We start from the raw sequence: 12,093 nt of genomic DNA, 5'->3' as shown, positions 1-12,093 counted from the left end.
TATGTGCTTCTTCCCCCTCCCCGCCCCTCTCCCCACCCCCCCACCCCCCCCGCTCCCCCATCCCCCCCCCGGCCCCGCTCTTTCTTCTTCCTCCCCCCTTCCCTCGGGACCGCCCCCCCCAACCCTCCCCCCCCCCCCCGGCGCTCACTCCTCGTCGTAGCGCGGGTCGATCGCGTCCGGCGACAGCCCCAGCAGCTCGGCCACCTGCTCGATCAGGATCTCGTGCACCAGCGCCGCCCGGTCCTCCCGGGTCTTCGCCCGGATCTCCACCGGCCGCCGGTACACCACGATCTGGCTCTTGCGCCCCTTCTCGCCCGGCGACACCCGGCCCAGCGGCACGCCGTCCTCGGTGTCGGCGCCGCCCGCCTCGTGCAGCGGCACCTCCTGGACGGCGAACTCCACCTCGATCAGCTGCGGCCAACGCCGCTCCAGCCGCTCCACCGACTCGCGCACGTAGTCGTCGAACAGTTCGGAGCGGGTGAGCGAGATCGGCACCTGGGGCGGCGCCAGGGGGCCGCGCAGCCCTCTGCCGTGCCGGTCGCGGTGCCGGGGGCGGCGCGAGGGCCCTGTCGATGACTGCGGTGCGGAGCTGTCCATATCACTGCCGAGAGTAGTCCTTGGACGGTCGGAAGTGGACCACTCCGGCGGGGAAACGCCCGGGGGATCGGCGCACTGACGAGCGTGCGGCGGGCGACACGGGACCGCCTCCGGGCAGGCGGTCTTCGCTCCCCGGCGGGGAGTGCGGTACCGTCCACCCTCGTGAGCTCTGTACGTCGTTGTTCGCGGACCGCGTGCGGCCGACCGGCCGTCGCGACGCTGACGTACGTCTACGCGGACTCCACCGCAGTACTGGGCCCGCTCGCCACCTACGCCGAGCCGCACTGCTACGACCTGTGCGCCGAGCACGCCGAGCGGCTCACCGCCCCGCGCGGCTGGGAGGTCGTCCGGCTCGCCGCCGAGGCCGGGCCGCTGCGTCGCAGCAGCGACGACCTGGAGGCCCTCGCCAACGCCGTGCGCGAGGCCGCCCGCCCGTCGACCCCCCGTCAGGGCCGCCCCACCGAGGGCGAGTCCACGGAAGGCAGTCGCCGCGGCCACCTCCGGGTGCTGCGCTCTCCCGACAACTGACGCATCACCCGGCACGGAGCGTTCGCCCGGCCCGGGTACGCTGCCCGTCTGACGTCACCGTGACCCGTCGACCGGACGGGCCGGTGGCCCGACGTATCGATCAGCACAGAACCAGGGTGGAGCCGCAGTGCGCGACCTCAAGCAGCTCGTGAAGGCGTACGACGTCCGAGGCGTCGTCCCGGACCAGTGGGACGAGAGCCTCTCCCGGGCCTTCGGAGCTGCCTTCGTGCAGGTCACCGGCGCGTCCGCGATCGTGGTCGGCCACGACATGCGCCCCTCCTCCCCGTCGCTCAGCCGGGCCTTCGCCGAGGGCGCCGCGGCCTACGGCGCCGACGTGGTCGAGATCGGCCTCTGCTCGACCGACCAGCTCTACTACGCCAGCGGCAAGCTCGACCTGCCCGGCGCGATGTTCACCGCCAGCCACAACCCGGCCCAGTACAACGGCATCAAGCTCTGCCGGGCCGGCGCCGCCCCGGTCGGCCAGGACACCGGCCTGGCCGAGATCCGCGAGCTGGTCGAGTCCTGGACCGCCGAGGACGACACCGTCACCGTCCCGGCCAAGGACGTCAAGCCCGGAGCGCTCTCCGAGCAGGAGACCCTGCGCGGCTACGCCGACCACCTGCTGGGCCTGGTCGACCTCACCGCGATCCGCCCGCTCAAGGTCGCGGTGGACGCCGGCAACGGCATGGGCGGCCACACCGTGCCGACCGTCTTCGACGGCCTGCCGATCGAGCTCGTCCCGATGTACTTCGAGCTGGACGGCACCTTCCCCAACCACGAGGCCAACCCGCTCGACCCGAAGAACCTGGTCGACCTGCAGGCCAAGGTCCGCGAGGTCGGCGCCGACATCGGACTGGCCTTCGACGGCGACGCCGACCGCTGCTTCGTCGTCGACGAGCGCGGCGAGCCGGTCTCCCCGTCCGCCATCACCGCCCTGGTCGCCGTCCGCGAGATCGCCCGCGCCAAGGCCGCCGGCGAGGCCGAGCCGACCGTCATCCACAACCTGATCACCTCCTGGACCGTCCCCGAGGTGGTCCGCGAGCTCGGCGCCACCCCGGTGCGCACCCGGGTCGGCCACTCCTTCATCAAGCAGGAGATGGCCGTCACCGACGCCGTCTTCGGCGGCGAGCACTCCGCGCACTACTACTTCCGCGACTTCTGGCGCGCCGACACCGGCATGCTGGCCGCGCTGCACGTGCTGGCCGCGCTCGGCGGGCAGCCGGGCACGCTCTCCGCGCTGACCGCCGAGTACGACCGCTACGCCGCCTCCGGCGAGATCAACAGCACCGTCGCCGACCAGGCCGACCGCTCGGCCGCCGTCCGTGCCGCCTACGCCGGCCTGGAGGGCACCACCGTGGACGAGCTGGACGGCCTCACCGTGGCCGGCCCGGACTGGTGGTTCAACCTGCGCGCCTCCAACACCGAACCGCTGCTGCGCCTCAACGTCGAGGCCAAGGACCCGGCGAAGATGGCCGAGCTGCGCGACGGCGTGCTCGCCATCGTCCGCGCCTGACCGAGCGCCGCTGAGCGAAGCGCGCCTGGCAACAGGCCCCAGTGCCCCGGCCGGTAGGGTTGCCTATCGGCCGGGGCACCTCCGTGCCACCCCCGAACTTTGGAGAGCCCCATGAAGCTCGAATCCTTCCTGCTGGAGATCCTGGTCTGCCCGCAGTGCCGGGCCGCGCTCGCCGAGGGCGGCACCGAGGAGCAGCCCGAGCTGGTCTGCACCGGCGCGGACTGCGGCCTCGCCTACCCGGTCCGGGACGGCATTCCGGTCCTCCTGGTGGACGAGGCCCGCCGCCCGGCCTGATCCTGGGAAGCCCCCACCCGCGCCCGCCGCCCACAGGACAGCCGGAGGCCCGCCGCATGCTCGACGACACCCTGCTCGACGACCCGGCCGCCCTCCAGCGCGCCGACCACGACCGCGCCCTGCTGGCCCTGGCCGGCGCCGGTGCCCGGGTCCGCACCGCGCTGCGGCAGGCCGACGCGGCCGGCCTCGACCGGCTGCGCCCGGACGGCCGCCCGCGCGCCGTCCTGGTCGCCGGGCACGGCAGCGCCCTCACGGCGGGCGAGATCCTGGCCGCACTGGCCGGGTCCGCCAGCCTGGTCACCCCGCTGCCGCCGACCGAGGCCGCCGCCCCGCGCACCGACCGGACCGGCGCACCGCCCGCCTTCACCGCCGGACTCGGCTGGCAGCTGCCCGGCTGGGCCGGCCCGCTCGACCTGCTGGTGATCAGCTCCGCCGACGGCGGTGAGCAGGGCCTGATCAGCCTCGCCGAGCAGGCGTACGCGCGCGGCTGCGCCCTCGTCGTCACCGCTCCGGCGGGCAGCCCGCTGGCCGAGGCCGCGCTCCAGGTGCGCGCGCTGCCGCTGCCGTACACGGCCTCGGTGCTGCCCGATGAGGGCCTGCCGGTCGTGCCGGCCGCCGAGCCGGACCTCCCGGCCGAGGACCCGGCCGCGCTCTGGTCCCACCTGACCCCGATGCTGGCGCTCGCCCAGAAGCTCGGTCTCACCCAGCTGCCGTACGACGCCCTGTCGAGCGTCGCCGACCTGCTGGACGCCGCCGCCGTGCGCTGCCGCCCGGACGCCGCCGCGTACACCAACCCGGCGAAGGGGCTGGCCGCCCGGCTGGCCGGGACCGTCCCGCTGCTGTGGGCCGAGGGCCCGATCGCCGGGGCGGCCGCAGCCCGGTTCGCCGCCCAGCTGGCCGACCGGGCCGGGCGTCCGGCGCTGGCCGGGCCGCTGCCCCAGGTGCTCACCGCCCACCGCGGCATGTTCACCGGCCAGTTGGGCGCGGGTGCGGACCCGGACGACTTCTTCCGCGACCGGGTCGAGGAGCCCGACCCGCTGCACCTGCAGGTCCTGCTGCTGCGGCACGTCCCCGGCACCGGTTCGCCGGAGGAGCCGGAGGGCCCGGCCGAGGTGCCGGAGGACGACGTGCGCCCGCGCAGCTTCGGCGTCAGCCGCGCGCACCGGCTGGCCGCCGCCCACGACGTCCGGCTGACCGAGTACGCGAGCACCCTGGCGGACCCGCTGCTCGCGCTGGCCGACCTGATCGCGCTGACCGACTTCGCCGCCGTCTACCTGGGGCTCGCCGCCGCGCAGTCCTGAGCGTGCTGCCGTTAAGTTGGCGGCATGAGTACAGAGGGTGGGACGAAGGCACTGGTCGCGGCGCTGTCCGCGAACCTGGCGATCGCGGTGGCGAAGTTCACCGCCTTCGGCTTCACCGGCTCCTCCTCGATGCTGGCCGAGGGCGTGCACTCGGTGGCCGACTCCGGCAACCAGGTGCTGCTGCTGGTCGGCGGCAGGCGGGCGCGCCGGGCGGCGGACGAGGAACACCCGTTCGGGTACGGCCGCGAGCGCTACGTGTACGGCTTCCTGGTGGCCATCGTGCTGTTCAGCGTCGGCGGCCTCTTCGCGGTCTACGAGGGCTGGCACAAGGTCAACCACCCGGAGGCGCTGGACTCCTGGGGCTGGGCGGTCGGCGTGCTGGTCTTCGCCATCGCGATGGAGGGCTGGTCCTTCCTCACCGCGATGCGCGAGTCCGCCAAGGCCAAGGGCCGTCAGGGCTGGGTGCAGTTCATCCGCACCGCCAAGGCGCCGGAGCTGCCGGTGGTGCTGCTGGAGGACACCGGCGCGCTGATCGGCCTGGTGCTCGCGCTGTTCGGCGTCTCGCTCACCGTGATCACCGGCAACGGCGTCTGGGACGGCGTCGGCACCCTGTGCATCGGCGTGCTGCTGGTGGTGATCGCCGTGGTGCTCGCCCTGGAGACCAAGTCGCTGCTGCTCGGCGAGTCCGCCGACAAGGAGTCGGTGCGGCGGATCCGCGCCGCGCTGGTGGACGGCGAGGCGGTCACCGGAGTGATCCACATGCGAACCCTGCACCTCGGCCCGGAGGAGCTGCTGATCGCCGCCAAGGTCTCCGTCAACGCGCAGGACAGCGCTGCCCGGGTGGCGCAGGCGATTGACGCGGCCGAGCAGCGGGTCCGCGCCGCCGTCCCGATCGCCCGGGCGATCTACCTGGAACCGGACGTCTACAGCGCCGAGAAGGCCGCCGCGGGCGAGGACCCGGCCGCCACTCCGGGCGGGCCCGGTCCCGGCGCCGCGCACTGACGGACCGTCCCGGCCCCGGCTGGTGTCCGGGTCGAGCGGCGGTCGGATCCGCGGCCCAAATCGGTCATCGGCGGACGGCCGGTGGGGCCGCCGGTGTAGATTCGTCACCAGAGCCAGAACGTCGCTGCTGATGGCGGTCGATCGGCGGTCCGCGCCCGTAGGGTGTGCGCCGGTCGAGGGAGAGAGGTCCTCCGACGGTTTGTGCTGCGCAGCAGGGAGTCGGCCCGCCACCACGGGATCCGGCAGCCCCGGCGTAGCCGTGCGTCCGTACGGCCCGCCATGCGCGACACATCCGGACCATGGCCGTGCCCCACCCCATCAGCGAGGAGCAGACGCATGTCGACCGACATCACCGGTGACTTCAAGGTCGCCGACCTTTCCCTGGCGCCGTTCGGCCGCAAGGAGATCCAGCTGGCCGAGCACGAGATGCCCGGCCTGATGGCGATCCGCGCCGAGTACGCCGAGTCGCAGCCGCTGGCCGGCGCCCGGATCACCGGCTCGCTGCACATGACCATCCAGACCGCCGTGCTGATCGAGACCCTGACGGCGCTCGGCGCCGAGGTCCGCTGGTGCTCCTGCAACATCTTCTCCACCCAGGACCACGCGGCCGCCGCCATCGCCGTCGGCCCGGAGGGCACCGCGGAGAACCCGCAGGGCGTGCCGGTCTTCGCCTGGAAGGGCGAGACCCTGGAGGAGTACTGGTGGTGCACCGAGCAGGCGCTGACCTGGCCTGACGGCCAGACGCCGAACATGATCCTGGACGACGGCGGCGACGCCACCCTGCTGATCCACAAGGGTGTCGAGTTCGAGAAGGCCGGTGCCGCTCCGGACCCGTCCACCGCGGACAACGACGAGTTCCGGATCATCCTGGAGCTGCTCAACCGCACCCTCAAGGACACCCCGAACAAGTGGACCGAGGTCGCCTCCACCATCAAGGGCGTGACCGAGGAGACCACCACCGGTGTCCACCGCCTGTACGAGATGCACCGTGACGGCAAGCTGCTGTTCCCGGCGATCAACGTCAACGACTCGGTCACCAAGTCGAAGTTCGACAACAAGTACGGCTGCCGCCACTCGCTCATCGACGGCATCAACCGCGCCACCGACGTCCTGATCGGCGGAAAGGTCGCGGTCGTCTGCGGCTACGGCGACGTCGGCAAGGGCTGCGCCGAGTCGCTGCGCGGCCAGGGAGCCCGCGTCATCGTCACCGAGATCGACCCGATCTGCGCGCTCCAGGCGGCGATGGACGGCTACCAGGTCGCCACCCTGGACGACGTCGTGGAGACGGCCGACATCTTCATCACCACCACCGGCAACAAGGACATCATCCTGGCCTCCCACATGGAGCGGATGAAGCACCAGGCCATCGTCGGCAACATCGGCCACTTCGACAACGAGATCGACATGGCCGGCCTGGCGCAGCTGCCGGGTGTCGTGAAGACCGAGGTCAAGCCGCAGGTCCACGAGTGGCGCAAGGCCGACGGCCGCACCATCATCGTCCTCTCCGAGGGCCGCCTGCTGAACCTGGGCAACGCGACCGGCCACCCGTCCTTCGTGATGTCCAACTCCTTCGCGAACCAGACGATCGCCCAGATCGAGCTGTTCACGAAGACCGAGCAGTACCCGATCGGCGTCTACGTGCTGCCGAAGCACCTGGACGAGAAGGTCGCCCGCCTGCACCTGGACGCGCTGGGCGTGAAGCTGACCACCCTGACCCAGGAGCAGGCCGACTACATCGGCGTTCCGGTCGAGGGCCCGTACAAGCCGGAGCAGTACCGCTACTGACGCGGTGAGCCGCCGCTGACGCGGTGACAGGCGAACGCCGGTGGCCGGCACCCCCCGTGGGTGCCGGCCACCGGCGTGTTCGGCGCGGGTCGGGCGGTTGTCCGGCCGTTTCAGCGGACGAACACGTCGGTGGTCCAGTCGCGCTCGTTCACGCCGATCGGCTCGGTGCGCGAGAGCAGCCCGGACAGCCCGCCGATCTGCTCCAGGGCCTGCGGCGTGCCCGCGGGCGCGTCGGCACAGATCCACACCCCGTTCCGGGACTCGCAGGTCGGGGCGGGGGTGGGGTGCGCGGTCGGCATCGTGCCGGGTTCGTCCGTGTCCGGCCGTAGTTCGAGGGTGACGGTCTTTCCCTGGACCTGGAATTTCAGGTAGAGGTTCCAGGCTCCCCGGCCGCCCGGGTCCGGGCGGGAGAGCTGCACCACGTCGGGCGTGCCGAACCCCTCGGGCAGGCCGGTGAACTGGACCGGCAGCGGGACGTCCCGGTGTCCGTACTTGACGCCGTTGGCCACCTTGAGGAGCACGTCGCGGCCGGTCTGCTCCGGTGTGCCGTTGCTCGCGCCGAGTTCCGCCCAGCGGCCCGAGGGGGTCAGCCAGCGCAGTGACCACGTCTGCGTCCCGCTCGGCAGGGTCGTCCAGTAGGCCGTCCGCCCGTCGATCGGGGGGGCGTCCTCCCGCTTGAGGTGCATCTCGTACGGGGACGCCTGGTAGTCGATCGGCGGCTCGACTCCGGCCGGGTAGAGCTGGAGGTTCAGGCGCGGGATGTTCCGGCCGGTGTCCTTGTGCGCGGAGTAGACGCCCCGGGCCTGGACCTCGCGGTCGATCCGGCCCGGCTGGTCCACCCAGTCGGGCAGCCAGCCGTAGGAGATCTCGGTGCTGAGCGGGTCCGCGGCGGCTCCGGTGGCGGTCGACGTCGGAGTCGGGGTCGCCGTCGCGGTGACCGCTGGGAGGGTCTGCACCGCCGGTGCCGTGTTGCCGGGCTTCGTCAGCATCGTGGCCGTGAGGGCGGCGGCCGCCACGACGGCCACCGCGCCGGCCGTGGCCCGGTACCGGCGGTGCAGGCGGGCCCGTCCGCGGGTGATGGACGAGGTGATGTCGAAGGCCGCGGGCGGGGCCGGCTCGTCGGCGAGGGCCGACAGGGCGGCGGTCAGCTCATAGTGATCGGTGGCGGTCATGACGTCCTCTCTGCGAGGGCCGGGACGAGAACGAGGCTGCGACGGAGGGTGTCCAGGGCGCGCGCGCTCTGGCTCTTCACGTTGCCGGAGGAGCAGTTCAGTGCCTCGGCCGCCTGATCGATCGACAGATCGCAGTAGTACCGGAGTACGACCGTCGCGCGCTGGCGCGGCGGGAGCGCGGCCAGGGCCTTGCGCAGGTCGAGCGAGACGTCCAGGTCGATGCTCGTGGCCGCGATGTCCGGCTCGGTGCCGGTCCGTACCGTCCGGCGCCACCAGGAGGTGCGCTGCTCGGCGAGGAACGTGTTCACCAGCGTCCGGCGGGCGTAGCCGTCCACGTTCTTCGCGCGGCTCGCCTTCGCCCAGTGCACGTACAGCTTGGTGATGGTCTCCTGCACCAGGTCGTCGGCCCGGTGCCAGTCCCCGCACAGCAGATAGGCGACCTTCCGCAGCCAGCCGCTCCGGGAGGCCACGTACTCCGTGAACTCCGCGTCGCGTGTCTGCTTCGCCATCCGCACCCCCTCTCGTCGTGGCGGCGGCGCCTCTCCCGCGCCGTCCACCCCACTAATGCGCGGAGGTCCGGAGAATGTTGCATGCGGGCGCGCACGTAGGCTTTCGGGCATGCCCAACGGTCGGTACTCGCTCCACGACACTCACGACCACCTGCTGCTCGGCGAGGAGCGCTTCAGCTGCGCGCCCGGGGCGGCCGGGTGGCGGTACGTCTCCAAGACCTACGCGCCGGACGGCCGGGTGATCGGCAGCGTCGACCTCACGCTGGACTCGCGGGCCCGGCCGCTGCGGATGGAGCTGCGGGCCGGCGGCTGGCAGGTGCGCGGCGGTGCGGTGGACGGGGTGGCCTGGGTCCGTACCGACGCGGCGGACCCGGGCGGCGCGTCGGCGGTGGAGGGGCACGACCGGGCACACGGCTTCACCGGACGCTCGCCGGGCTTCCTGGTCGCCACCGCCCGGATGCTTCGACTGCGGGAGGGGGCGAGCGCGCGGGTGCGGCTGGTGGCGTTCACCGAGCCGGTGCTGGCGCCGCGGACCTTCGACCAGGGGTGGCTGCTGGAGGGCGTCGACACCCATGAGACGGACTCCGGGCCGCTGCTCGTCGAGCGGTACCAGGTGGCTGACCTGGAGACGGGGGAGCAGCAGGTCGTGCACCTGGCGGGGGACGTGGTGCTGGCGGCCGAGGGGATCGAACTGGAGGAGCTGGCGTCGCCGCCGAACGCCTGGCCGGTGGGGGAGTAGAGGAGCGACGGGGCTGAGGCGGGCGGGGCTCAGGCGGGCGGGGCGAAGCCGGTGTCGGGGGCGGGCTTGTCGAAGGACGGGGCCGGGGCCGGGGCGGGGTTGGCCGAGAACGGGGCGGGCACAGTGGGCACGGGCGTTCCGAGGACGCGGTGGGGCCGTCCGTCGACCGGGGCCACCGGTGCTGCCGGGGCGGCCGGGTGGGGGGCGGGCAGCTGCGCGGCCGCCTGTGCCGCGAACTGCTGCTGGGCGCGCAGCCACTCCCGGCGCTGGCGCTCGGTGAGCACCGCGCCCAGGTAGGCGGCCGGGTGCAGCCCCGGCGGTATCGGGTGGCCGGTCCGGGCGGACAGGTCCCCGGCCAGTCCGACGGCCATCCGGAGTGCGACGGACGGATCCAACTGTCCTATCCGGCCGAGCAGTTGGCGGACTGCGAGCCAGAGCGGCTCGGGCACCGCGGACAGGTCCATCGCGACCAGCTCGCGGCCCATGTCGTGGAGCAGCTGCGGGTGAACCGGGGGCAGCGGGTTGGTCGGCCCGCCCGCACCCGGGGTGCGCTCGCGGACGACCACCGTCCCGGCGAAGATGTCGCCGAGCCGCTTGCCGTCCGAGTTCACCGCCGAGGTGATCACGGCCGCGGCGCCGGTGGTCACGATCAGTTCGATGAAGCCGACCAGCCCGCGCACCAGCGAGTGCCGGAACCGGACCGGGCCGCCGTCGGTGCGCACCACCCGCAGGCCGAGCGCGGCCTTGCCGAGCGAGCGTCCGTGGGTGAGGGTCTCGATCATCACCGGCAGGCCGACCAGGAAGAACACCATCAGGCCGAGCAGCGCGGCCGCCGCGGCGGCACCGTCGAGGTCGATCAGGGTGACGCTCAGTACCAGCGAGACGACGAACAGGGCGGCGAACTCGACGAGCAGGTCGAGCACGATCGCCAGCGCCCTGCTCGGAAGCTTCGCCGTCTGCAGGTCGAGGACGACCGCCTCACCCGTCACCAGGTCGCTCAAGACACCTGTCCGTTCACGCTCATGCGGGGAAAGGGGAGTTCGAACGGATCGGCCCCCCACGACCCGCTCTCCGCAGTCCGATCCGCAGCCGCCAACATACGGCGCCCGGTGGGCGCACGGGAAGTGAGATCCCGACGGCCGTGGCGGCGACGACTCCTGGCATGCTGGGCCGCACGTGTCCGTACGTACCTGCCCGACCGCGTACGCGCGCCACGCGCCCACCGCCGACCATGGAGCCGCCGAATGGACCTGGACGTCTTCGTCGCCACCCACCAGGGGGAGTGGGCCCGGCTGGACGCCCTCGCCCGTCGGCGCCGGCTCAACGGCGAGGAGGCCGACGAGCTGGTGGGGCTGTACCAGCGCGTCACCGGCCACCTGGCCAAGGTCCAGGCCGCAGCGCCCGACCCGGCCGTGGTCAGCCGGTTGACCGGTCTGGTCTCGCGGGCCCGCAGCGCGGTGACCGGCGCCCGGACCAACGGCTGGCAGGACGTCGCCCGTTACTACACGGTGAGCTTTCCGGCGGCGCTGTACCGCGCCCGCCGCTGGTGGGTGCCGGTGGCGGTCGTGTCGATGATCGCCACCGCACTGCTCGCCTGGTGGATGGCGACCCACCCGGAGGTCCGCAACAGCCTCATCGCCCCGGACGAGCTGCGGGAGCTGACCCGCCCCGGCGGCCAGTACGAGGCGTACTACTCGGACCGGCCGGCCAGTTCCTTCGCGGCGCAGGTCTGGACGAACAACGCCTGGATCGCCGTGCAGTGCCTGCTGTACGGAATCGCGCTGGGCATTCCGGTCCTGTGGGTGATGTGGAGCAACGTGGTCAACCTCGGCATCGGGGTCGGACTGATGGCCTCCGCCGGCCGGCTCGACATCTTCCTCGGTCTGCTCATTCCGCACGGCCTGCTGGAGCTGACTGCGGTCTTCGTGGCCGGCGGCTTCGGCCTGCGTCTCGGCTGGACCGTCATCGACCCGGGCCCGCGCACCCGTACCGTGGCGCTGGCGGAACAGGGCCGCTCGATCATCGGGATGTCGATGGGCCTGGCGACCGTACTGGCGGTCTCCGGTGTCCTCGAAGCCTTCGTGACCCCGTCCGGTCTGCCCACGTGGGCGCGCATTTCCATCGGCGTGCTGGCCGAGGCGGCCTTCCTTCTCTACGCCCTGGTGTTGGGCCGAAAGGCTGCCGAGGGCGGAGAGTCTGGTGATGTGGATGCGGCCGATCGGGCGGACCTGCAGCCTGTGGCGGCCTGAGCTGGCGTGATCAACAGGCCGCCGACCTGCTAGTCTTCTCGCATCCCGACCAAACCATTGACGTGGTGAGGGCGGGCTAGTAGGTTTGAACGGTTGGGACTGACTGGACAACGGTCGGGCCCGGGCGTTAGTGTCTACGACACCGCCGAAATCGAGGCGAGCGCGTTTCACGAAATGCGCGCCCTCCGACGAAGCAAATCCCGCGGACTGAGCACACTGAAAGCTTTGATAAGCTTCGGAGCGAAGTTCGAAGGAAATCCCGCCAGCGGGAATTCAGAGAAAACGAAGCCGGTAAGAACGGCCGAGAAGATCTGATAAGCTGGAAACACGAAAGAACGAAGCGCCCGGAGGGCCCGCTGGAAGGCGGTCCGAAGGAAGCGTCCGTTCCTTGAGAACTCAACAGC

Annotated in this window: 13 protein-coding genes; 8 read left to right on the top strand and 5 right to left on the bottom strand. The window is 72.4% G+C overall.

What is annotated here, in order from left to right:
- Positions 1–144: 144 nt before the first annotated feature.
- On the bottom strand, positions 145–597 hold the full coding sequence (locus tag ACFQ87_RS27730; protein WP_380613556.1) for a metallopeptidase family protein: 453 nt from the start codon (positions 595–597) through the stop codon (positions 145–147).
- 84 nt (positions 598–681) lie between these two features.
- Between ACFQ87_RS27730 and ACFQ87_RS27725 the strand changes: the two genes are divergently transcribed.
- From ACFQ87_RS27725 to ahcY, 6 genes are all read left to right on the top strand, one after another.
- Positions 682–1,125 (top strand): DUF3499 domain-containing protein, encoded by a 444-nt coding sequence (locus ACFQ87_RS27725; protein WP_380613555.1) that lies wholly within the window; start codon positions 682–684, stop codon positions 1,123–1,125.
- A gap of 127 nt (positions 1,126–1,252) precedes the next feature.
- Positions 1,253–2,638: a phosphomannomutase/phosphoglucomutase gene (locus tag ACFQ87_RS27720; protein ID WP_380613554.1), complete on the top strand. Its 1,386-nt coding sequence runs from the start codon at positions 1,253–1,255 to the stop codon at positions 2,636–2,638.
- Between the two features lie 111 nt (positions 2,639–2,749).
- On the top strand, positions 2,750–2,932 hold the full coding sequence (locus ACFQ87_RS27715; RefSeq protein WP_097237660.1) for a Trm112 family protein: 183 nt from the start codon (positions 2,750–2,752) through the stop codon (positions 2,930–2,932).
- A 56-nt stretch (positions 2,933–2,988) separates the two neighbouring features.
- Positions 2,989–4,233 carry an SIS domain-containing protein gene (locus tag ACFQ87_RS27710; protein ID WP_380613553.1) on the top strand — a complete coding sequence of 415 codons (1,245 nt, stop codon included), beginning with the start codon at positions 2,989–2,991 and terminating at the stop codon, positions 4,231–4,233.
- Positions 4,234–4,257: 24 nt separating this feature from the next.
- The gene (locus ACFQ87_RS27705; protein WP_380613551.1) at positions 4,258–5,235 is read left to right on the top strand and encodes a cation diffusion facilitator family transporter; all 978 of its coding nucleotides are present in this window, start codon (positions 4,258–4,260) and stop codon (positions 5,233–5,235) included.
- 336 nt (positions 5,236–5,571) lie between these two features.
- Positions 5,572–7,020 carry an adenosylhomocysteinase gene (ahcY, locus tag ACFQ87_RS27700; RefSeq protein WP_380613550.1) on the top strand — a complete coding sequence of 483 codons (1,449 nt, stop codon included), beginning with the start codon at positions 5,572–5,574 and terminating at the stop codon, positions 7,018–7,020.
- 110 nt (positions 7,021–7,130) lie between these two features.
- Here ahcY and ACFQ87_RS27695 read toward each other — a convergent pair whose 3' ends face one another.
- The gene (locus ACFQ87_RS27695) at positions 7,131–8,192 is read right to left on the bottom strand and encodes a hypothetical protein (RefSeq protein WP_380613549.1); all 1,062 of its coding nucleotides are present in this window, start codon (positions 8,190–8,192) and stop codon (positions 7,131–7,133) included.
- The gene (locus tag ACFQ87_RS27690; protein WP_380613548.1) at positions 8,189–8,701 is read right to left on the bottom strand and encodes a SigE family RNA polymerase sigma factor; all 513 of its coding nucleotides are present in this window, start codon (positions 8,699–8,701) and stop codon (positions 8,189–8,191) included. The genes ACFQ87_RS27695 and ACFQ87_RS27690 overlap by 4 nt, the downstream gene beginning before the upstream one ends.
- Before the next feature lie 109 nt (positions 8,702–8,810).
- On the opposite strand from ACFQ87_RS27690, the gene ACFQ87_RS27685 reads away from it, so the two are divergent.
- Positions 8,811–9,440 carry a hypothetical protein gene (locus ACFQ87_RS27685; protein ID WP_380613547.1) on the top strand — a complete coding sequence of 210 codons (630 nt, stop codon included), beginning with the start codon at positions 8,811–8,813 and terminating at the stop codon, positions 9,438–9,440.
- 29 nt (positions 9,441–9,469) lie between these two features.
- On the opposite strand, the gene ACFQ87_RS27680 is transcribed toward ACFQ87_RS27685, so the two are convergent.
- Positions 9,470–10,441 carry an RDD family protein gene (locus tag ACFQ87_RS27680; protein ID WP_380613546.1) on the bottom strand — a complete coding sequence of 324 codons (972 nt, stop codon included), beginning with the start codon at positions 10,439–10,441 and terminating at the stop codon, positions 9,470–9,472.
- A gap of 243 nt (positions 10,442–10,684) precedes the next feature.
- Between ACFQ87_RS27680 and ACFQ87_RS27675 the strand changes: the two genes are divergently transcribed.
- Complete coding sequence (locus ACFQ87_RS27675) at positions 10,685–11,689, top strand: stage II sporulation protein M (protein ID WP_380613545.1); 1,005 nt, start codon at positions 10,685–10,687, stop codon at positions 11,687–11,689.
- A 167-nt stretch (positions 11,690–11,856) separates the two neighbouring features.
- On the opposite strand, the gene ACFQ87_RS27670 is transcribed toward ACFQ87_RS27675, so the two are convergent.
- Positions 11,857–12,093: hypothetical protein (locus ACFQ87_RS27670; protein ID WP_380613544.1), on the bottom strand; the 237-nt coding region annotated here is incomplete at its 5' end.

It is taken from the genome of Kitasatospora sp. NPDC056531, from assembly GCF_042794375.1.
Lineage (GTDB): Bacteria > Actinomycetota > Actinomycetes > Streptomycetales > Streptomycetaceae > Kitasatospora.
Note: the sequence above shows the minus strand (reverse complement) of the source record. Positions and strands in the feature narration are given on the sequence as shown.